The sequence below is a fragment of the Achromobacter sp. 413638 genome (genome assembly GCF_043119405.1).
Classification (GTDB): Bacteria; Pseudomonadota; Gammaproteobacteria; order Burkholderiales; family Burkholderiaceae_B; genus Achromobacter.
On the sequence record NZ_JBICCO010000076.1, the window covers coordinates 1 to 20,053 of the forward strand.

18 protein-coding genes and 1 pseudogene are annotated in these 20,053 nt (G+C 60.7%); 4 read left to right on the forward strand and 15 right to left on the reverse strand.

The genetic code is table 11. From position 1 onward, the window contains the following. The 12 genes and pseudogenes from ACEU5R_RS24485 to guaB form a co-directional block, all read right to left on the reverse strand. On the reverse strand, positions 1–388 hold a 388-nt coding region (locus ACEU5R_RS24485), incomplete at its 3' end, for a hypothetical protein (protein ID WP_392412242.1). Positions 389–403: 15 nt separating this feature from the next. After that, on the reverse strand, positions 404–1,354 hold the full coding sequence (locus ACEU5R_RS24490; RefSeq protein WP_392412243.1) for a hypothetical protein: 951 nt from the start codon (positions 1,352–1,354) through the stop codon (positions 404–406). After that, positions 1,332–2,537 (reverse strand): hypothetical protein, encoded by a 1,206-nt coding sequence (locus ACEU5R_RS24495; protein WP_392412244.1) that lies wholly within the window; start codon positions 2,535–2,537, stop codon positions 1,332–1,334. The genes ACEU5R_RS24490 and ACEU5R_RS24495 overlap by 23 nt, the downstream gene beginning before the upstream one ends. Next, positions 2,512–3,903, reverse strand: coding sequence for an ATP-binding protein (locus ACEU5R_RS24500; protein ID WP_392412245.1), 1,392 nt, complete (start codon positions 3,901–3,903; stop codon positions 2,512–2,514). The genes ACEU5R_RS24495 and ACEU5R_RS24500 overlap by 26 nt, the downstream gene beginning before the upstream one ends. Next, positions 3,887–5,638 carry a GNAT family N-acetyltransferase gene (locus tag ACEU5R_RS24505; RefSeq protein WP_392412247.1) on the reverse strand — a complete coding sequence of 584 codons (1,752 nt, stop codon included), beginning with the start codon at positions 5,636–5,638 and terminating at the stop codon, positions 3,887–3,889. The genes ACEU5R_RS24500 and ACEU5R_RS24505 overlap by 17 nt, the downstream gene beginning before the upstream one ends. A gap of 651 nt (positions 5,639–6,289) precedes the next feature. Then, on the reverse strand, positions 6,290–6,520 hold the full coding sequence (locus ACEU5R_RS24510) for a DUF2274 domain-containing protein (RefSeq protein ID WP_392412249.1): 231 nt from the start codon (positions 6,518–6,520) through the stop codon (positions 6,290–6,292). After that, positions 6,517–6,765: pseudogene (locus ACEU5R_RS24515) on the reverse strand (TrbI/VirB10 family protein); the annotation flags it as partial. The pseudogene ACEU5R_RS24515 and the gene ACEU5R_RS24510, both read right to left, overlap by 4 nt. A 197-nt stretch (positions 6,766–6,962) precedes the next feature. Beyond that, positions 6,963–7,907 carry a nucleotidyl transferase AbiEii/AbiGii toxin family protein gene (locus ACEU5R_RS24520; RefSeq protein WP_392412250.1) on the reverse strand — a complete coding sequence of 315 codons (945 nt, stop codon included), beginning with the start codon at positions 7,905–7,907 and terminating at the stop codon, positions 6,963–6,965. Next, on the reverse strand, positions 7,891–8,712 hold the full coding sequence (locus ACEU5R_RS24525; RefSeq protein ID WP_392412291.1) for a type IV toxin-antitoxin system AbiEi family antitoxin domain-containing protein: 822 nt from the start codon (positions 8,710–8,712) through the stop codon (positions 7,891–7,893). The genes ACEU5R_RS24520 and ACEU5R_RS24525 overlap by 17 nt, the downstream gene beginning before the upstream one ends. A gap of 155 nt (positions 8,713–8,867) precedes the next feature. Next, complete coding sequence (locus tag ACEU5R_RS24530) at positions 8,868–10,127, reverse strand: tyrosine-type recombinase/integrase (protein WP_392412252.1); 1,260 nt, start codon at positions 10,125–10,127, stop codon at positions 8,868–8,870. 302 nt (positions 10,128–10,429) lie between these two features. Continuing rightward, on the reverse strand, positions 10,430–12,022 hold the full coding sequence (gene guaA / locus ACEU5R_RS24535) for a glutamine-hydrolyzing GMP synthase (protein WP_392412254.1): 1,593 nt from the start codon (positions 12,020–12,022) through the stop codon (positions 10,430–10,432). Positions 12,023–12,124: 102 nt separating this feature from the next. Beyond that, a complete protein-coding gene (gene guaB, locus ACEU5R_RS24540) occupies positions 12,125–13,585 on the reverse strand; it encodes an IMP dehydrogenase (protein WP_103274872.1) in 1,461 nt (486 codons plus the stop codon). 515 nt (positions 13,586–14,100) lie between these two features. On the opposite strand from guaB, the gene ACEU5R_RS24545 reads away from it, so the two are divergent. Both ACEU5R_RS24545 and ACEU5R_RS24550 read left to right on the forward strand, forming a co-directional pair. After that, the gene (locus ACEU5R_RS24545; protein WP_392412256.1) at positions 14,101–14,751 is read left to right on the forward strand and encodes a hypothetical protein; all 651 of its coding nucleotides are present in this window, start codon (positions 14,101–14,103) and stop codon (positions 14,749–14,751) included. Between the two features lie 185 nt (positions 14,752–14,936). Beyond that, entirely contained in the window at positions 14,937–15,560 is a 624-nt protein-coding gene (locus ACEU5R_RS24550) for a DUF2239 family protein (protein WP_392412257.1), read from the forward strand. A 107-nt stretch (positions 15,561–15,667) separates the two neighbouring features. On the opposite strand, the gene ACEU5R_RS24555 is transcribed toward ACEU5R_RS24550, so the two are convergent. Continuing rightward, the gene (locus ACEU5R_RS24555) at positions 15,668–16,252 is read right to left on the reverse strand and encodes a hypothetical protein (protein ID WP_392412258.1); all 585 of its coding nucleotides are present in this window, start codon (positions 16,250–16,252) and stop codon (positions 15,668–15,670) included. Positions 16,253–16,474: 222 nt separating this feature from the next. Between ACEU5R_RS24555 and ACEU5R_RS24560 the strand changes: the two genes are divergently transcribed. Further along, positions 16,475–16,861 carry a DCC1-like thiol-disulfide oxidoreductase family protein gene (locus ACEU5R_RS24560; protein WP_392412260.1) on the forward strand — a complete coding sequence of 129 codons (387 nt, stop codon included), beginning with the start codon at positions 16,475–16,477 and terminating at the stop codon, positions 16,859–16,861. A gap of 75 nt (positions 16,862–16,936) precedes the next feature. Beyond that, positions 16,937–17,353 (forward strand): GNAT family N-acetyltransferase, encoded by a 417-nt coding sequence (locus ACEU5R_RS24565; RefSeq protein ID WP_392412262.1) that lies wholly within the window; start codon positions 16,937–16,939, stop codon positions 17,351–17,353. A gap of 43 nt (positions 17,354–17,396) precedes the next feature. On the opposite strand, the gene ligD is transcribed toward ACEU5R_RS24565, so the two are convergent. Then, on the reverse strand, positions 17,397–18,326 hold the full coding sequence (ligD, locus tag ACEU5R_RS24570) for a non-homologous end-joining DNA ligase (RefSeq protein ID WP_392412264.1): 930 nt from the start codon (positions 18,324–18,326) through the stop codon (positions 17,397–17,399). Between the two features lie 97 nt (positions 18,327–18,423). Then, positions 18,424–20,001: an EAL domain-containing protein gene (locus ACEU5R_RS24575; RefSeq protein WP_158658439.1), complete on the reverse strand. Its 1,578-nt coding sequence runs from the start codon at positions 19,999–20,001 to the stop codon at positions 18,424–18,426. Positions 20,002–20,053: the final 52 nt, after the last annotated feature.

Consider the following 20,053-nt stretch of genomic DNA (forward strand, 5'->3'; position numbering starts at 1 on the left):
ATAGCCAAGCATAATAATTGTGAAGGTCCTCCGGTAGTTGGCCACTCTCAACGACGTCTTCCTTCAGCGCAAGATTTAGAGCGAGCTTTCCTTTGTCGCGCTTCAAAGTGGGAAGGTAGTAAGCCACGCCAGAAGATGTCTTCTTAACCCAATTCCTGCTCCAGAGGAGTGCATGTGACTTGCCCGTGCCCCATGTACCATAGAGCAGCACGAAACTCGTGAGGCCGACTTGGTCTGCCCTTACCCGCTTCAAGAGGCGCTCAAGTGCGGCTTGCTGTTTGTCGTAGCCAACCCAAATTCCGGCGCGGGGGTCATCTACACCGATAGCACTAGGACGAAACGGGTTGTCTATGAGATTGCACGAGGCATAGTACTCTTTGGGGGTCATCTGAAATTTTCTCCTCTACTTCGCAAGGCTTGATCGAATAACATCTAGCTCGGTGCTCAGACCTGCTACATGCAAAAGAAATTGCTCAACGTCGGACCAGTCATCGGTTGGAACGTCATAAGACAATTCATATTGAATATTTTCAGATTGCAGACCTTTCGGATTCAACCCCTGCCAAGTCATGTTAGCCGAACCAACTACGATTAGATCTTTGTTTGTCTTCTGATCCGGATTGAGTTCATCTCGGTTGAGGATGAAAGCGTAGACTTTAGCATGCACTTCTTGGCAGAAGAAAACGTTGATTTGGCGCGCAGATAGTTGTTCGAAAAGAGAAATCTCTGAGGCGTTCGGTGGCTTGGAGATGAGCCAAACTGTCGCGCCGCCCTCAATCAGCTCGTCTAACATTTGCCCGAAGGCATGGGTTGGACGAAGAAGATCCATGCTGAGGTAGGGCGACATTAGATACACATCCCGATGCGGGAGAAATCGGCGCCCCAACAAATTTCCGTAAAGGAACCGATCCGCGTGATTGTTTAATAGGCGCCTTTCCTTCAAAGGATTTTCCTGAACAACATCCTCAATGGCAAACTGCGCTTCGGCCATTTCTGCAATGGAGAAGTGATTTCCGGGAGCTATCCTCATCGCCTCTCGAATGGGATCTTGGACTATGTGATGACCACTCGTACCGTCGGGTGCCCCGAGGTTATCCTCGACTGAATGTGGGCCCACACGATATAGAAGGACACTATCTCCATTCTTAATATAGATTACTCGATACGCAGCTTTGCCTTGGCTAATATAGCGAATCCAACCATCTTTGATGCCGTGATACCGATGATCGTCCTTTGCTTGGACAATGAACTGACCACCCTTATCAAAGAGCTTTCGCAATACGCGCGATGCAACCTTTGCGTCGCCAATTTCGGTTAGATTGCCGACGAATTCAGTGTGCAGAGATACTTTCACGGCGCTTCACTGTAATAGCTAGCTCGATGGTTTGAGATGTACGGATGACCAAGTCTCCCTCAAGGGAGGCTGCGTCAAGCAGTGATCTCTCAAGAGTCACCGGAGCACCATTGGTTTCCCCTTCGGCGTACCAAGTTGCACCGAGCACTTCCAACGGTAACTCGTTGCGGATCATGTTTCGGTTCTGGGACAGCGATCTGAAGTCATCGTACACCGCTGCAACATAAGACACGAAGGAGACTCCCGAAGGTGAACTGCTAGATGATGTCGCTGGTCGGCCACACAGTCCCTCAGCAACAACCCGGATGAAGTCGAGCGTCGACTGGATCGGTATTGTCGAGAAAGTCCTAAAATCGAAGCGCGCTTTAGCGATCTCGAACGAGGTGGGCCAAACTAAGAACGGGCCCGCCCCACACCCAAAGTTGCTTTCCCGAAGCCATGAGAGTAGCCGAATGCCTTCCTCGGTGAGAGATCCGTGATAAAGACCTAGAGCCTCCGCCCAGCCCCGCCGAGTGACGAGAACCTTGTCTAGGTAATCACCCGATGGCTCCTCAAGACGCGTCAGGTCGAGCTTCTGCGGAAGACCGAAACCGGTCGTTCGATCTGTGAGCGGGCGTCCCTTCGCCAGCGAATCGAGGGTTTTTCCACCGGAGCTCCCACGATTCGTCCTCTGCCTGTCGATCGTAACCGCACGAAATACAGCCTCCTTCTCCTGATAGCTACCAAACACTGAAAAAAGAGCTTCTCGTTTGGAGCGGATAACTTGTTGGAGTGAGCCTCTGAACTCCTCACGTCTAAAATTACTCGCAAGAGCATTGAGAAATATATCGCCGTCTTGTGCTATGACGGCCAGAAGCACCAAGAATCTGACTGCTCGCTCATATCCCTCGCCATCGAGCCGACGTGCAAGTATCCCGAGTGCCTCACCTATTGGACCTGGTATGGGATCGCGATTAACAATACGAACGACCCTCAAAGATGCGAAAACGTCACTGATATTGTCGCTCTTCAGACCCCAGTTTTCATGGACTAGTCGGACCCAATCAGCATAGCGAAAGCTCTCGCGAGCTGCGTAGGCCCGACCAAAATCACCCGCGCGCGCAACGAGGTTCTCCAGACCGACTGAATAGCCGATCTTCCGCATGAATATTGCGAAGTCAGCGGCTTGGGCTGTACCCACCATGTGCGGTAATCCTTGGTCTAATCTTCACAAGTATAGTGCGACTGGTTGAGTGATCTCCGATAAAGCAATCGCCAGAATCTAAATACCTCAAAATGTCGCCAAAATCACCGATCGTGACTCCCCCACTACGCAGTTGGCCAACCGACTTGGTTGGAATTCTCGAAATCGCAGCGTTCACATCGCTTTGGAACGTGAGACGATGACTGAACGACAAATTTACTTGACTCAATATGCGATCGTCCACAGCAGACGGCTGTTGTGTAGCGAGGACTAATGATAGACCAGCATCTCGGCCTCGTTTGACATACTCAACTAGCGCGTCTCGAGCGGGGCTAGCATCACCTTTTCCAGCAACGACGTGCGCTTCATCAATGATGAGCCAACATCTAGATGGCAATTGTGGCTGCGGATCAGGCAAGTTCTGAAAGCGAGCAAGTTTCCGTTTAACATGATATTCCCCCATTCGATGAAAAAGCATCCTCGCCACGATCGCTGTAACAAGCGACTTATCCACGTCGGAGAGTTCTCGCAGCATTAGCACATTGCAAGAACCGTCCTGCACTAGTTGTTCGAATGTGAGCCCGTTCTTGTCAAAGAGTTGGGACGCTGCATAGTCCTCGAGCTTATAGATGACAGCGTTGCGGCTGCTGTCTGCGACCCCAATCCAATTTGAGTCGCGCCGAACATCAGAGATGAGGTCGCTAACGTCGAAGTCGCTCCCCGCAAGGCGACCTAGGGCGCTCCTGAGAATGTGGCCCTGCGCGCTGTACACCTCTTGACCCAATAGCATGCACCAGTCACCCAGGGATACATCTCTAGGGCGCAGTGCGAACGCAACCTCTGTGCCAAGGAGACTTTGTGTGCCTCGCGGCACCCAGAGCTTAGCGTCTTTAAGTGCGTTAGGACTTATTTTCCACGACTCAAGACTAGCAATCTGGTCGACATGCTCAGGAACCTTGTCTGAAGGCGGGTGCTTTAATGTCCAAAACTGATTTTGTGTGTCGATAAGTATACTAGCAATCGGCTCTACTTCGCGTTGAACCGCACTATTGCTCGTGAGTTCGGATATTCCTTCAATGAGAACTCCGAGATCGAAACTCTTGCCGCTCCCACGAGTTCCGGTGATGTAGATAACATGGGGAAATGCGACGTCTAGCCATACGTCAGCACCTAACATGTTGGTTGTCGGACATGACTCAAATACCTTACCTATGTAGATCAAGTCTTGATCAGTCGGCTTTGACTTGGAGCTACCGACAACTATTCTGTTTTGTCTAGCAGAAAACGTTGATTTTATGATTGGGTCGAGCACAGCGTACGGGCTGGACTCGACGACGTTTCCGAATGAATCAAATGCCTTTTTCATAGAGACCATCCTGAAACTCCTTCATGCCCATTAGCAGGGTCTCACCGCCGGTGCGTACAACCAGTATGCGCTCTGGCGCCAAATCGGCTACGAAGTGAGAAACGTTTGCTGCTGCCGCCACAAGAACGATTCCATGTTGCTTTGCCAGTCGGCGAATTTGGGTAGAAATGACTGACGCGGTAACTGGATCAAGATTGGAGCAGAATTCGTCGATGACCCAGATATCGGCCCCACTCAGGAGGAGATCAGCGAGCATTGCCCGATATCTCTGTCCCATGCTAAGCATTGAGAAGGGTTTAATAAAGACCATTGCTTCGCTAAGGCCGACACGGCACAGTACGTCGAATGCTCGCTCAGCGCCATAGCGCTCTCCGAAGTACTGTAGTAGCGGAACGCTAGAAGGCAGTGACTCAAGTTCCGCAGCGCGCTTGCCTCCCCGTTCAATCCTTCCACGTAAAAGTAGGCCGTGAGTAGACTTACCGCAAATCGCATCTAGAAGGATGGACTTCCCCGCACCACTTGAGCCTGTAACAAGAAAAATGTTGCCAGCGGCCAACTCAATGTCAACCGGGCCAAGCAGCTTCGTGCGCAGTCTCGGGCTCTCAATACCGAAGCTGTCCATGGCCAATCGGACAAAGGCGGAGAGAGAGAGTTCGTGGTCGACCCATACCTCAATGGCTCTAAGACGGACTTGGGTTTTGTGTCGCTCGTTGACGACCTCTTCAGGAATAGCTTCTTGTGTCGTTGTCACTTGGTAACTTCCGTTGATACTTCTCAGCTTGGCGAGAGACGTGGTGACGTAGGACGCCGCTTGCGAGTCGAGACCGGCCAAGTGGTACGGAATTGGAAAGCGAAGAAGCGGCCGAAAGGCCAGCCATTCATCCGATGGCATTGCGCTGCGCGGATCATGCTTAACGAGAAGTTCCGAAAGAATGACCCGCGCTTCGTCAAAGCTGCGTCCCGTTTGTTCGCAGTATGCGCCAAAGGCCGCGTGATATCTTCGTTGAAGACTCATTATCTGAGACTTGCCAGATGCCCCCCGCTCGATACTGCGGAGATCCTTAAAGATTCGTTCCAAGTTACCTTCGGTGTCACCAATATGCAGGAGACCATGGCGGGTTACGAAGTCAACGTATCGGAGCATCTCCGCTGATATTTCGATAAACAGTGGGCGTCTACCCCCGACGTGCCAACGACTGGCGGCATATTGTTTCGCTTGTTCAACCAACTGCGATGATATGCCAAGTCCACGGAACTCAGGATCCACAACGACGCGTGCTATCCGCACGATAAGATTCACATGCTGCTGGCCATCTCCAAGCCATGTCTTCCACTCGATCCCGGTAGCGGGATGGCTAAAGGGGAAGCTGAAGAGATTGTGCCGCGGCTTGCACATCATTAGCGGCATTTGTAGCTCGATATAGCCGACAACGCGGGACTTGCTTCCCACACGAAGTACCGCCAACACGACGCCTTTACGTCCACCTACCCCTTTGGGTCCATCATCTGTAACGCCCGGCTCTGTGTCCGTACTCCGGCCACGGTAGTGAAAGCTCTCGAGCCTTTCGTAGCTTTCATAATCGGCGGCAGACTCAATTTCGCGAAACTCAAGTTCGTAAGAGTCACCAGCCAACTGCATCTGGCCTTTCGCGACGTATGTTGGAACAATTTTGATCCAGTTTTTGCGCCCGACACCCTCCAACTCTACGAGTCGGGTCGTTGCAGGTGAGCGCATGCGAAGACGGTCTCCGGGACCTATCAGCGCAAAGCGCGGCAATACGAGCGTAGAAAGCCCACCAGCCTCGCCTCGGATGCTGATTAGCTTATTGTGATTCTTGGATCGTGTCGTCTCTACAGTGAAGATCGCCATTTTTTAGTTATTCGTTTCTAAGAAATCCTGACTGAAAGCACACACTTTGAATCAATTTCCTCATTTTTGACTAGAGCATCCGGCATTACCGAAATCCTTTCCGAAGCTTTTTTGGCGTCAAAGACCGACGTGGCCTAAACCATCCGTTCGTCATTCAGCGCTCTTCCCTTTTTCTCTTGCATGCACCCCCTCTTGTTTTGGGGTCACAGGGCATACCGGCTGGGGCTTCGCAACCGTTATCTCACAACCTTGTGGTGGCCATCCCAGTCCTTCCGCCTCGCAGTGCCTACGAATTAGCCATTCGAGCATGTTCGCCATACTGCGGCCGTCCCGCTCTGCGATGAAGGACAGGGAGGCCTTGACAGTTGGGTCGAAGCGAAACGCGGTAGGCTGATTTCGGATGCTCTTCATGGCTAGCACTGGCATTGCGATCTGCAATACATAAGCGATACATTATCCTCGCTACCTCTGCATTTACGCAACTGCTCGCCGCTTACCGAGATAGTGTTCGCTTCTTCAGGGCTGTTTCGCCGCTGCTTCCTTCTTGAACACCCGATCCCTGACCATAAACGCCTCCAGCATGTGCGGGATCAGCGTCACGGCATCGACGGTCTCACCATACGCCTGCGCGTGCAGCGCGGCGTAGCGGTCGAGGTCGGCTTTCAGGCTGGCCGGGCAGGCAAAGGTCAGCTTGATGCTCTCGGTCTTGGGCAGTGGCCCCAGTCGCAGCTTCTTGGTCGTGCTCATCGTGAAGTCCCCCGATTGAAGAACAGCGGCTGGTACGGCCGAAGCACCAGATCCCGGTTGACGATGATGCGCACCGGCAGGCCCGGTCGCTCTGTCAGCGTGGGCTGGATGTTGAGGTTGCGCCGGGTCATCTCCTGGCCGACCTGATTGATGCTGTCCTGCGCGCTGTCGCGCCCGGCGATGATGATGCGATCGCCGTCCTGGCGGTTTTCCGGCGCGGCCAGCTCGGCGCCAACGCCCAGCATCGCGGCCTAGTGCCTCCCGGCTGAAGGCCAGGGCAACGTGCCTAGGCCGACCCCAGCCCACCGTGGCATCGGCACAGTCGCTGCCGGCCAGCCGGCGCAGGATCTCATCCTGCGAATCCCGTTCAGGATTCAACGCATAGACCAGTGTGAAATCGTAAACCATCGCGATCGCTCCATCCGCTTATATTGCCCCCGTTTCAGCGCGCCTTGATGCGTGCCAGCACGTCCGCCAACTGCCCACGATCCGCAGCACGTTTGGCCGCCGTGCGCCGCGCCAGGTTGTGCAGCTTGCGCCGCACCCCGGGCAGGTCGGCTGCATGAGTAAGGCCAATCAACCCGAAATCCGGCTGCTCATCCTCGACCGATTGCAGAAAGGCGCGCGACGGCTCGTCCAGCCAATGCGCCACTCGTGCCAACAGACGCTCGCGGCTCTCCAGCAATGCCGCCGCGCTAATAGGCTCGGTCGTCATGCCGTTGAAATGGGCCTCGAAGGTGGCCTCGAAATCCGCAGGTACGCGCGGCGCCAGCATTTCCCATGCTGGCTTAGGACTGCATGTCAGGTACACGAGAAATGTCCGCCAAAGACCAGCATCCGCCCGCTCATCCTCCAGCAACAAGCCCACGTCGAACAGATCACGCGGATGCTGCCGCGACAATGCCGCCTCCAGCTTTCCGGCATACAGGTCGGCGAAATCCAGTACCTGCACTTCGGCGAAGCCGAACGCCTCCTCTACCTTCGGGCGCACGACCATGGCCCGCACCGGATGCACCGTCCCGCGCATCACCGGCGTCGTCTCGATCTGCACACGCGCGCGGCCGCGACTGGCCACCAGCCGGGTGACCGCCCCGCCTTCGCCCGCTGAAGCTTGCACCTGCAATTGCAAAGGCCGGGCGCGCATCGCGTCGGCCAGCTGTCCGAGTGCTTCGGCGATCAGCTTCGCATCCTCGGCATAGTCATGCACCGGCAGCCAGGCCAGGTCGATGTCCACCGACAGACGCGGCAGGTCATGCTCGAACAGGTTGATAGCGGTGCCGCCCTTGAGCGCGAAGCGCGGCTCCTGGGCTAGCACGGGCAGGATCTCGACCAGCAGCCGAACCCGGTCGGTGTAGCGCCGATCCCACCGATCAAGCCAGGTGCTCATCGAGGTCTCCTGGCAAGGTGATCTGGTAGGTCGGATGCAGGCGCCCGCTAGGCACCAGCGCACGCTTGCCCCGGCCCAGATCGACGCCATCCAACGGCACATGCGCCAGCCACGCATGCCGATGGCGATCGGCCAGCGCCAGGAACAGCCGCTTGGCCTTGATGCTGCGGCAGTGACGCAGCAGCAAGCCGACGCGCTGCGGGCGCAGCGTGGTCATGGCCTGCATCAGCGCATCGGCCTCGTAGACCCCCGCCGCATCCGATATGCCATCGCACAACTCCAGCATGGCCCGCTCGGGCGTCGAGCAGACCAAGGCATCGACACCAGGCGCAACGGAATGCCAGGCCAAGCCCGCCTCGGACAGCGCCTTCTCGGAGACTTCCACAGTGAAGGACACGGCCGGCAGATCGAACGGCTCTTTGCCCTGGTACTCGAAGCGCTGCTCCATGGACAGTTTGCCGACCCAGCCCGGCGGAGGCGTCGGTCCGTAAAGCGTGATCGTCCCGGCATCGCCCAGGCGCAAGTAGTGCTCGTGCCCTTGCAAGGCCAGCGCAAAGCGCCCCCCGACATGCAGTGGCATGCCCTCCCCGACCTGCAGGCTGCGGACCACCCCATCCCACTGCAGGCGCCCGCCCGCGCGCATGTAGACGCCACGCGCCGGCGACACCAGCCAGCCACTGCCGACATAGCGCGCGACCAGGCTGTTGGAATAGTCATGCGCGCGCAGCCAGCGGCTGGACACCAGCCGCGTATCGCCCAGTTCGGCAAGCAAGCGGTTCAATTTTCCTGAATTTTGAGCATCCATAGTGCTCAAAATATCAGATTTATAAACTACCGCCAAGGATGGCAGGTTTGAAAAATTGAGGAAAAGACCATCCATAGTGATCTTTTCTGGACAAATTCAAACCCCGGGCTGCCCACTAGCAGCGATCCTCATCAAGGTCATCATGCGCTCCTCCCTCACAAAGCCGGGCTGAGCACCGGGACCGACACGTCCTCCGGCACCAGCTTCGGCACATGCGTGCGCCCATCGATCCATGCCTCCACCATGTCGGCCCACTCCTGGAGCATGTGCCGCCGTGGCCCGGCGTACTCGGCCTTGTTGTAGACCGACCGCGACGTCCGGCTGCCTTCTTCGTGCGCCAGGCACTTCTCGATCCAGTCCCCGTTGAAGCCCACCTCGTTGAGCAGCGTGGACGCAGTGCGCCGCAGGTCGTGCACCGTGAAGGGCTCCAGCGGCAACCCGGCTTCCTTCGCGCGTGAACCAATGAGCTGGGTCACCCGGTTGAGCGTGGCATGCGACATGCACCGATCGGGGTCATAGCGCGACGGCAGCACGAACCGCGATCCTGCCGCGCAGGTGTGCAAGGCCACGAAAATGTCCATCGCCTGCCGCGACAGGTAGACCACGTGCGGCTTGCGCCCCTTCATCCGCGCCTTCGGGATCGTCCAGGTGGCGTTCTCGAAATCCACCTCGTTCCAGGTGGCCTCGACCAGTTCGCTCTTGCGCACCATCGTCAACAGGATCAGGCGCAAGGCCAACCGGATGGTCGGATAGGACGCGATGGTCTCCAGTTGGTGGAAGGCCAGCCGGATCTCGGCAGGCGACAGCGCCCGGTCCTTGGGAACGAAGGTCGCGATCGAGGCCGCCTTCACGTCGTCGGCCGGGTTGGCGAGCCGTTCGCCGTGCAGGATGGCGAAGGCATAGACCTGCTTCACGATGTCGCGGACGTGGATGGCCGTGGCCGGTGCGCCGCGGGCCTTCACCTTGTTGCACAGCGCCCGTAGGTCATCAGGGGTGACTTCCTTCAGCTTCCGGTTCTGGAAGACCGGCAGGATGTCGCGGTCGATGATGTGCTTGCGCATCGCCCGGGTGCTGTCGGCCATGCGGGCATCGGCCAGCCAGCGTGCCGTCATCTCGCCGAAGGTCCTGGCGGCCGTCAGCCGCCGTTTGGCCCGCTGCTTCTCGAGCGCCGGGGAAAGGCCCTGATCGACCGACCGCTTGGCGTCGAGCAATCGCTCGCGCGCCATGGCCAGCGACATGCCGGCCGGCCCGTACCGTCCGAGCGTGAGCGTCTCGCGGCGCCCGTTGAGACGGTAGTCGTAGCGGAAGGTGATGGTGCCGACGGGCGATACCGCCACGTACATGCCATCGCGGTCAAAAACCTTATAAATCTTGGACTTAGGCTTGAGATTGCGCAGTGCAGTGTCGGTGAGCATTGAGGGTGTTCCTCCTGTTCGTGACGGCTTTTACCGTCAGGGACCTGGAGACCCGTTGATGCTCGGAAAGCCGCATGAAATAAGCTTTCCTCAGGAGTTTTTTACCGTCAAAGACCGGTTCGGTCTCAATAGTAAACAGGAAGGTCTGGATCCGACCTCCGGGGGCTTACCGTCAGTTCTGTCGCCGACCTGTTCTGCTGGCCGGCGATAGCCACCGATAGAAAACGCAACTTATACTTTTAGAATCAACAAGTTAAGTCACTTCTACCGATACCTGGCGATAGCCCCCGAAAGACGCTCCGTCATTCCCACTCAATCGTCGCAGGCGGCTTGCTCGACACGTCATACACCACCCGGTTAATCCCGCGGACCTCATTAATAATCCGCGAAGAAACCCGAGCCAGCAACGGATGCGGCAGCGGCGCCCAGTCGGCCGTCATGAAGTCAAACGTCTGCACCGCGCGCAGCGCGACGACATACTCATACGTCCGCCCATCGCCCATCACCCCTACCGACTTCACCGGCAGGAACACGGCAAACGCCTGCGAGGTCAGCTCGTACCAGGTCAGGCCGCTGGCCTCGTCCTTGGTGTTGCGCAGCTCTTCGATGAAGATCGCATCGGCGCGACGCAGCAGTTCGGCGTACTCGTGCTTGACCTCGCCCAGGATCCGCACGCCCAGGCCAGGACCCGGGAACGGATGACGGTAGACCATCTGCGGCGGCAGGCCCAGGGCCACGCCCAGTTCGCGGACTTCGTCCTTGAACAGTTCGCGCAGCGGCTCCAGCAGCTTCAGGTTCAGCGTGTCGGGCAGGCCGCCGACGTTGTGGTGCGACTTGATCGAGGTGGCCTTGCCGGTCTTGGCGCCGGCCGATTCGATGACGTCGGGATAGATGGTGCCCTGGGCCAGCCACTTGGCGCTCTTCTGCTTGCCGGCCTGGTCCTGGAACACTTCCACGAATTCGCGGCCGATGATCTTGCGCTTGGCTTCGGGATCAGCCACGCCGGACAGCTTGCCCATGAACTGAGCCGTCGCGTCGATGTGGATGATCTTGACGCCCATGTTCTCGGCGAAGGTCTGCATGACCTGCTTGCCTTCGTCCAGGCGCAGCAGGCCGTGGTCGACGAAAACGCAGGTGAGCTTGTCACCGATGGCCTTGTGGATCAGGGCCGCGGCCACCGAGGAATCCACGCCGCCGGACAGGCCCAGGATGACGTCGTCGTCGCCGACCTGCTCGCGGATGCGGGCCACGGCTTCGGCCACGTAGTCGGGCATGTTCCAGTCGCCCTGGCAACCGCAGATCTCGTTGACGAAGCGCGACAGCATGGCCTTGCCCTGCACGGTGTGCGTGACTTCGGGGTGGAACTGCACGGCGTAGAACTTGCGGTCTTCGTCGGCCATGCCGGCGATCGGGCAGGACGGCGTGGACGCCATCAGCTTGAAGCCCGGCGGCAGCGCGGTGACCTTGTCGCCGTGGCTCATCCAGACCTTGAGCATGCCGTGGCCTTCGTCCGTCGTGAAGTCGGCCAGGCCGTCGAGCAGCTTGGTGTGGCCGTGCGCGCGGACTTCGGCGTAGCCGAATTCACGGTGGTCGGAGAAGCTGACGACACCGCCCAGCTGCTGCGCCATGGACTGCATGCCGTAGCAGATGCCCAGCACCGGCACGCCCAGCTCGAACACGGCGTGCGGCACGCGCATGGAGCCTTCTTCGTAGGCCGAGGCGTGGCTGCCGGACAGGATGATGCCCTTCAGGCCCTGGGCCAGCTGCTCGCGCACGAAGGCGTCGTCGACGTCGCCCGGGTGCACTTCGGAATAGACGCCGGCTTCGCGGACGCGACGGGCGATCAGTTGGGTGACTTGCGAACCGTAGTCCAGGATGAGGATGCGCTGGTGCATGAGACTCTACCTATTGGAAATAAAACCGCACCGGCAGAACCGCTGACTGATTTTGCGATTCTGCCGGTGCGTGATGCCTGACATTGTAGTTGACTGTGTGGATCAGTCGGCGCGGTAGTTGGGCGCTTCCTTGGTGATCTGCACGTCGTGCACATGCGACTCGCGCACGCCCGCGGAGGTGATCTCCACGAATTCGGTCTTGGTGCGCATGTCGTCGATGGTGGCGCAGCCGCAGTAGCCCATCGAGGCGCGGATGCCGCCGACCAGTTGGTAAATGATGGCCAGCACGCTGCCCTTGTAGGGGACGCGGCCTTCGATGCCTTCGGGGACCAGCTTGTCGGCGTTGTTGGCCGGGTCCTGGAAGTATCGGTCGGCCGAGCCTTCCGTCATGGCGCCCAGGCTGCCCATGCCGCGGTACGACTTGTACGAACGGCCCTGGAACAGCACGACTTCGCCGGGGGACTCTTCCGTGCCGGCGAACATGCCGCCCATCATGCAGGCGGAGGCGCCGGCGGCGATGGCCTTGGCCACGTCGCCCGAGTAGCGGATGCCGCCGTCGGCGATGAGCGGCACGCCCGTGCCTTCCAGCGCCTTGGCCACGTCGGAGATCGCGGTGATCTGCGGCACGCCCACGCCCGCGACGATGCGGGTGGTGCAGATGGAGCCGGGGCCGATGCCGACCTTGACGCCGTCGGCGCCGTACTCGACCAGCGCGCGCGCGGCGGCGGCGGTGGCGATGTTGCCGCCGATGACTTCAACCTTGGGGAAATTCTGCTTGACCCAGCGCACGCCTTCCAGCACGCCACGGGAGTGGCCGTGCGCGGTGTCGACGATCAGCACGTCGACGCCCGCGGCGACCAGCTTCTCGACGCGCTCTTCGGTGCCGGCGCCCACGCCCACCGCCGCGCCCACGCGCAGCTGGCCCAGGGCGTCCTTGTTGGCGACCGGATGCTCGGTGTTCTTGACGATGTCCTTGACTGTGGCCAGGCCGCGCAGCTCGAAGCCGTCGTTGACGATCAGCACGCGCTCCAGGCGATGCTTGTGCATCAGGGCCTGGGCTTCGTCCAGCGTCGCGCCTTCCTTCATCGTGACCAGGCGATCCTGCGGGGTCATGATGTTGCGCAGCGGCTGGTCGAGGTTCTCTTCGAAGCGCAGGTCGCGGTTGGTGACGATACCGACCAGCTTGCCGCCTTCGACCACCGGCAGGCCGGAGATGCCGTGCTGGCGCTGCAGCGCGATGGCGTCGCGCACCTTCATCAGGGGAGTGACCGTGACCGGATCGATCACGATGCCGAACTCGTGACGCTTGACGCGGGCCACTTCACGGGCCTGGGCGTCGGCGGACAGGTTCTTGTGGATGATCCCGATGCCACCCTCTTGCGCCATGGCGATGGCCAGGCGCGACTCCGTCACGGTGTCCATGGCGGCGGACACAAGCGGGATGTTCAGGGTGATGTTGCGAGACAGGCGCGTGGCCAGGGAAGTGTCGCGAGGCAGGACCTCGGAATACGCAGGCACCAGCAACACATCGTCGAAGGTGAGCGCTTTTTGTACGAGACGCATGGGTAACTCCGGGCGCAAAGCAAGATTATACGCCGAGCAGGCTTTTTTTCTAGGTGTTGACCCTAGGAAAATTTTTTGGAGCTTTGTGAATCAAGCACTTAGCGGCCGGAAATGTGCAATCCCACTGCCTGTCGCCCACCGCGCACGACGTTGCTGCGACCACTTTTACCCGGCAGACCACAAACTCACCAGTCTGGCGTGACGGTCGAACGACCTCATCGACGCCAAGGCTCTATGCGCAGGCGGCCAATCCTCATGCGCAATACCTATTGGGGACACCTTGTCGCCCTGAAGCAAAACGAGCCGCCTGACGGGCGGCCACATGTGGGAAATACACATGTGAACTTGTGTTACCTTCTGCCCCGCGCTCATGGCACGTCAGCGTGACCGCACACCACCGAACGCCGTCGCAGCACCCTGGCGGCAGCGGGCCTAAGAACAAATCAGAAATCGCTTCGGCGATGCGACGCCGCCGTGAAAGAGGCAACGTCCCCGCCGTCCGTAGGAGAAGCAAGTTGAAAAAAGCTGTTCTTTCCGTACTGATCGCCGCAACGCTTGCCGGCTGTGCCACGAAAGTTGATTACCGACCGCCGTCGCTGGCCGCCGCGCCCTCGAACTCGAAAGTGGTGGACAAGCCCATCGACGAGGTCTGGACCAAGGCCGTCCCCGCCATCGGCAAGCAGTTCTTCGTCATCAACAACCTGGACAAGAGTTCGGGCCTGATGAACCTGAGCTATAGCGGATCGCCGGAACAGTATGTGGACTGCGGGCACCTGAATCTGCAGGACCAGAAAGCCAGCGGCGTCCAAACCCAATCATTCCCCGCTTCGGCGGCCGATCGGGAATATTGGATGTCGAGCGGCGTCACGACCTTCAGGGTGAAGCGGAAAATGACCCTCGAAGGACGCATGAATCTGATCTTCGAATCGCTGGGCAAGTCGCAGACTCGAATCACCGCAAATACCAAGTACGTCGTGACACGTGACGTTCAGGCGACGGATGGCGCCAATGTGTACAAGTTCCCGACCGACACGATCGGCTTCAACACCGGTGGCGCGGCCTCTTTCCCTGCCGCGGAAAAAGCTGCGCATCAATACGTCCAACCCACGATCGAATGTCGTCCCACCGGCGCCTTGGAGCGCAGCGTGCTCGAACTCATCCAGTAAGACTCGGGCTTGCGCCTGAGTGCACAGCGGCGAGCCGGCATTGACGGCTCGCCGTTATCTATTGCAAGGTAGCGCGGGCCAGTGCCGAGGGCCCCACTTCCCAGAACGCAGCCCAGGCATTTCGTTGACTCCAATTTTTACCCGGATTAAAATAAACACATCGAAACCCTAGCTCCAGGCGCCTCATGACCACGGTCTCTCTCGCTGCCGCCCCCCACACCGCCTTCGCCGGCCACCACATCCTCGCCTCCGGCTCCCTGGCCGACGTAGCGCTCGCCGTCAAGCACGCCCCGCCCTCTTCGCCGTCCGCCCCCGTGCTGATCTTCAACGACAGGACCGGCCACCAGGTCGACCTGAACCTGAGCGGCACCGACGAGGAAGTCGTCGCGCGCCACGCGCCGCCGCCCCCAGTTGTCGCCGATACCCCAGAGTCGGACGACGCCACACCCGAAGCCCCGCGCGGCCGCGGTCGCCCCAAGCTGGGCGTGGTGCCGCGCGAAGTGACGCTGCTGCCGCGCCACTGGGACTGGCTGGCCGCGCAGCCCGGCGGCGCGTCGGTGGCGCTGCGCAAGCTGGTCGAACAGGCGCGCCGCGACAATGAAGTCCGCGACCGCAAGCGCGAACGGCAGGAAGCCGCCTATCTCTTCATGTGCAGCCTGGCCGGCAACCTGCCCGGATTCGAGGAAGCCACGCGCGCGCTGTATGCCGACGATCGCAAGCGCTACGCGGAACAGGTCGCGTCCTGGCCCGAGGATGTGCGCAACTATGCCTCGCGGCTGGCGTGGGAGACGGACGGCGGCGAGGCTTGAAACGCACGGGCTGCGCCCGAATCAGGGCGCCATACGCCCTCGCGCCACAAATGAAAAACCCGGCCGAAGCCGGGTTCCTGGCCGCCAAGCGTCCGCATGCGCAGACCTTACATGGGCGTGATCGAGCTGAACCGGAAAATGAACTCTGGATCTTCGACCTTGCTTTGCAGGCGCAGGCTGGACTCGTACAGGCAATCGCCGCTGACGCCCTTGAAGAAAGTGCCCGAGAACTTGACCTTCTGGCCGACCTTCAGGCCGGAGGCGGTATTGAACAGTGGCGATCCCGGCTGCATCAGTGTGTGATGCATCAGATCGGAAAAATCGTTGTTCCAGGTCTTGACGGTAATGCGCTTGGAAATCGCGATGGCTAGAACGCCCTTGCCATCGCTATTGGCGCCGATCTCCCTGACCTGCCCAATCCAATCGGTCACTGCCGTCGACCCGACGGACTGGCACAAGGCCTGATCCCGCTTGGCCTTGATACCGCCGCGCTGCATGTCGTTGTCGATTTTCTCGGAATCCTTTTGGGCGGCGGCGACGATCGCCACCAAGGAAGCCTGCCCCTTGGGCATGTCGGATGAAGCGATGGCCTCGCCGGCTTCTTCCGCGCCAACAATCCCCGCCACCACGATTACCGCGATAACCCAGAACCACCACCGCCGATATATCGGCTTTTTCTTTACTTCCAGCACTGGTTTTCTCCACATTATCCATGAGCTTTCGAAACTGCCAGCGCATTCTGCCATAAAGATATTGAGATAATGTTTTGCCGGTCGCTTCCCAAGTGCGCTTGATAATCCAGCAGAAAAAAAGCTTCCACCTCGCATCCTGGCGCCACCACACTCACGCAACATCGGCCACAATGCCAGCGCCTGCTACGCTATGCTCATCGCCCCCTCCCCACGAGACGCTCCATGTCCGATCCTGCCGCCCGCAACCTGCTGCTCTATGACGGTGACTGCCCCTTCTGCTCGAACTATGTGCAGCTGATGCAGCTGCGCAAGACCATCGGCCCGCTGGACGTGCTGAACATGCGCGAGCATCCCGACCTGGCGGCGCATTTCCGCGCGCGGGGCTATGACCTGAACGAGGGCATGCTGCTGCAATGGGACGGCACGATCTACTGGGGCGCCGACTGCGTCAACCGGCTGGCCCTGCTCAGCACCGGTAGCGACCTGTTCAACCAGATCAACGCCGCCATCTTCCGCAAGCCCTGCCTGTCCAAGGCGCTGTATCCCTTCATGCGCGCCGGCCGCAACCTGGGGCTGACGCTGATGGGCAAGGGCAAGATGCAGTATTGATTCCCGCCTGGCGCGCCAGATTCCCACTCGATGCGCGCCAGCCTTTCACTCCTCCCACTCAACCCACCCTCCAATATGATTTCCGTCAGAAGACTGCTGCCCGCTGAATGGGCCCTGGCTTTTCCGCTCATCGCGCAACTGCGCAACCTGGACGAGGCGGAATTCCTGCGCCGCGCCCGCCGTCAGGCGCATGGCGGCTACGAGCTGGTCGGCGCCTACCTGAACGACGCGCTGGTCGGCGTCATGGGCATGCGACCGGTGCACACCCTGGCCCGTGGCCCGCACCTGCACGTGGACGATCTGGTGGTGGACGCGGCCGTGCGAGGCAGCGGCGCGGGACATGCGCTGATGGCCTACGCCGAAGCGGACGCGCGCGCCCGCGAAATGAGCGCGGTGTTCCTGGACGCTCGGCCCGACGCCATTCCTTTCTACGAAAAGGAAAACTACGTGCGGCATCCAGCGCCTTCGATGAAGAAGGCGCTGGTGCCCTGACGCGGCCCTGCCTGGCGACAGCCGCGCGCCCTCCGGCGCGCCTTCACGACGGACGCGAACCAAGCGCCGCCATGGCCTTGCCCAAGGCCTGCGGCGCATACCCATCCCAGGGACGATTGCCGATATCCAATCGCTCCCGCGCGTCCGCGATGGTCCAGTGCGCGCCGCCGCGCACCTGCTCCAGTTCGTCCCAACTGATCGGCACCGAGATCGGCAGGCCCGGCCGCGCCCGCGCCGACCAGGGCGCCACGGTCGTCGCGCCAAAGCCGTTGCGCAGGTAGTCCGCGTAGATCCTGCCCACCCGATTGCGCGGACCGCTCTTGGCCACGAACAACTGAGGCCAGGCCTGCGCCAGATGCCGCACCAGGGCCGCTGAAAAATCCTTCGTGGTTTCCCAGCCATGCTGCCTGCGCAGCGGCACCAGCACATGCAGGCCCTTGCCGCCGCTGGTCTTGAGCCACGAGTCCAGCCCGATCTCGCTCAACAACGCGCGCAGCACCCGGGCCGCCTGCCTGACGTTCTCCCAGGGCACGCCCTCGCCCGGGTCCAGGTCGAACACGATGCGGTCCGGCTTGTCGATGGCCGTCTTCACGGCGTTCCAGGTGTGGAATTCGATGGCATTCATCTGGACCGCCGCCAGCACCGCCCTCGGCGTCGGCAGCTCCAGCAAGGGCGGATGCCCCGGATACAGGGACTCCGGCAACAGACGCGCGCCGGGCATCGCGGCATCCATGTGGCGCTGGAAAAACAGGTCCCCGCCGATGCCCGACGGCGCGCGCACCAGCGAGACCGGCCGCCCCTTCAGATAGGGCCTCATCAACGGAGCAGCCTGCGTGTAGTAGCGCGCGAGGTCGCCCTTGGTCAGGCCGCTCGCGGGATCGATGACGCGCTCCGCGTGCGTCAGCCGGCCCGGCCCGCCGGCATGGGGCTTGCAGTCTTCCCGTCGTGTTTGTCGCCATCGCTCGCCCGGCATTCGGCCTCCCTTTCCATGGCGCGCGCTCGATCCAGGGCGGCGCCGAACCGCCGTCAGGAACATGAGCGCGGCAAACAGACAACACGTCGCCCCGCGCCTAGCTGGCGGGCACTTCCCGCGCGATGGGTTGCGGCGCGCGCGGCGGCGGCCGCAAGCCTTCGGGCAAGCGGCGCAGCAGCTCATCCAGCGGCACCGCGCGTCCGTACAGCCAGCCCTGCGCCTTGGCGACGCCATGCGTGGACACCGCCATCGCCTGCTCGATGGTTTCGACGCCCTCGGCGATGACGTCCAGGTCCAGCGACCGGGCCAGTTCGACGATCTGGATCGCCACCGTCCGGCGCGGCCCCTTGTCCGCGATGCCTTGCGTGAAGAGCTTGTCCAGCTTCAGGTAGTCCAGCGAAAAGGACGCCAGATAGGCCAGGCTCGAATAGCCGGTGCCGAAATCGTCGATCGCGATCCGCACGCCCAGCGCGCGCAATTCCTCGATGCGTTCCTTGGCGTTCTGCTCCAGCAGGCCACGCTCGGTCAGCTCGATGAACACCAGCTTCGGGTCGCGGCCCGTCACTTCCAGCAGGCGCTGGGTCAGGGCGCGCCCCTTGCCCGAGCATAGCTCACTGGGCGCCAGGTTCAGCGACACATAGAAATCCGGCGCCTGCGCGGCGATGACCGGGATGTCCTGGCGGGCCAGGTCGAACACCATCGTGGCGACGTCCCCGGACAGGCCGAAGCGTTCGGCGGCGGGAATGAAGATGTCCGGGCCGATCGCCTCGGCGCCCAATGGCCGGCGCCAGCGCAACAAGGCCTCGGCGCCCACCCAGGCGCCGCTGCGCAGGTCCACGATGGGTTGGTAGGCCAGATAGAAATCCCGGTTTTGGATGGCGCGCTGCAACTGCGTGCGCAGATCCAGCGCGCGCCGCGACTGCCAGAAGATCACCGTGAACACCAGCAGCCCGGCCAGCGCGCCCGTGACGCCTACGATCCATCGGGTCAGCGCCATGTCGTGCAGATAGGCATGCTTGGGCAGGGTCGCCATGGCGAAGAAAGAGAACTTCGACGACGGCGTCAGCGCGACGACGGCGCCGGCGCGCTCCTCGGTCACGGGCACGCGATCCTCCAGGCCTTCCATCCAGGCGGGGTCGACGTTGCCGCTGCCCAGGAATTGCGCCGCCGTGCCCGGATACGCCAGCCCCAGCGTCATGTGCGGGGCCAGCAGCTCCGCCGCGCCCAGGAAGTCGCCGCGATTCAGGAAAATGGCATAGCCGCCATCGGCCAGCGCGCTGTAGTGCAGATTGGGCGCGGCCGGCAGCACCACGTCGCTCCAGACCTTGACGCCGCGCACGGACACGAAATCGGGCTGGCCGATATCCACCTTGTCCATGCTGTGGCCCAGCGAGGAACAGGCCACGCGCGATCCGTCCAGCACCGCGATGGCGCGCAGCAACGGCGACTGCAGCACCAGCTTGCCCATCTCGGCGCGGGCGAAGGACGCGCACGGCGGACTGTTGCCCATGTCGCCGAGCGTCCGGCTGACCTCCCACAGCTGGGTCAGCACGTCGTCGGCGCGCTTGAGCACGGCCTTGGACACGGTCTGGGCCTGATTCTTGGCCCGTTCAAACGCAAAATAGTCCAGCAGCGCGATCCCCATGAATGTGGGAACCACCGCAGCGACCAGCATTGCGCAAACCAAAACAAGTGTCGTCGCGAGCTTGCTCATTCGAACCGCCCCC

Bases quoted from the DNA above. Each gene is read 5' to 3' on its own strand.
- ACEU5R_RS24495 (WP_392412244.1), bottom strand. From the start codon at position 2,537: ATGGTGGGTACAGCCCAAGCCGCTGACTTCGCAATATTCATGCGGAAG.
- ACEU5R_RS24500 (WP_392412245.1), bottom strand. From the start codon at position 3,903: ATGAAAAAGGCATTTGATTCATTCGGAAACGTCGTCGAGTCCAGCCCG.
- ACEU5R_RS24505 (WP_392412247.1), bottom strand. From the start codon at position 5,638: ATGCGCTCACCTGCAACGACCCGACTCGTAGAGTTGGAGGGTGTCGGG.
- ACEU5R_RS24510 (WP_392412249.1), bottom strand. From the start codon at position 6,520: ATGAGCACGACCAAGAAGCTGCGACTGGGGCCACTGCCCAAGACCGAG.
- ACEU5R_RS24520 (WP_392412250.1), bottom strand. From the start codon at position 7,907: ATGAGCACCTGGCTTGATCGGTGGGATCGGCGCTACACCGACCGGGTT.
- ACEU5R_RS24525 (WP_392412291.1), bottom strand. From the start codon at position 8,712: ATGGATGCTCAAAATTCAGGAAAATTGAACCGCTTGCTTGCCGAACTG.
- ACEU5R_RS24530 (WP_392412252.1), bottom strand. From the start codon at position 10,127: ATGCTCACCGACACTGCACTGCGCAATCTCAAGCCTAAGTCCAAGATT.
- guaA (WP_392412254.1), bottom strand. From the start codon at position 12,022: ATGCACCAGCGCATCCTCATCCTGGACTACGGTTCGCAAGTCACCCAA.
- guaB (WP_103274872.1), bottom strand. From the start codon at position 13,585: ATGCGTCTCGTACAAAAAGCGCTCACCTTCGACGATGTGTTGCTGGTG.
- ACEU5R_RS24550 (WP_392412257.1), top strand. From the start codon at position 14,937: ATGACCACGGTCTCTCTCGCTGCCGCCCCCCACACCGCCTTCGCCGGC.
- ACEU5R_RS24560 (WP_392412260.1), top strand. From the start codon at position 16,475: ATGTCCGATCCTGCCGCCCGCAACCTGCTGCTCTATGACGGTGACTGC.
- ACEU5R_RS24565 (WP_392412262.1), top strand. From the start codon at position 16,937: ATGATTTCCGTCAGAAGACTGCTGCCCGCTGAATGGGCCCTGGCTTTT.
- ligD (WP_392412264.1), bottom strand. From the start codon at position 18,326: ATGCCGGGCGAGCGATGGCGACAAACACGACGGGAAGACTGCAAGCCC.
- ACEU5R_RS24575 (WP_158658439.1), bottom strand. From the start codon at position 20,001: ATGCTGGTCGCTGCGGTGGTTCCCACATTCATGGGGATCGCGCTGCTG.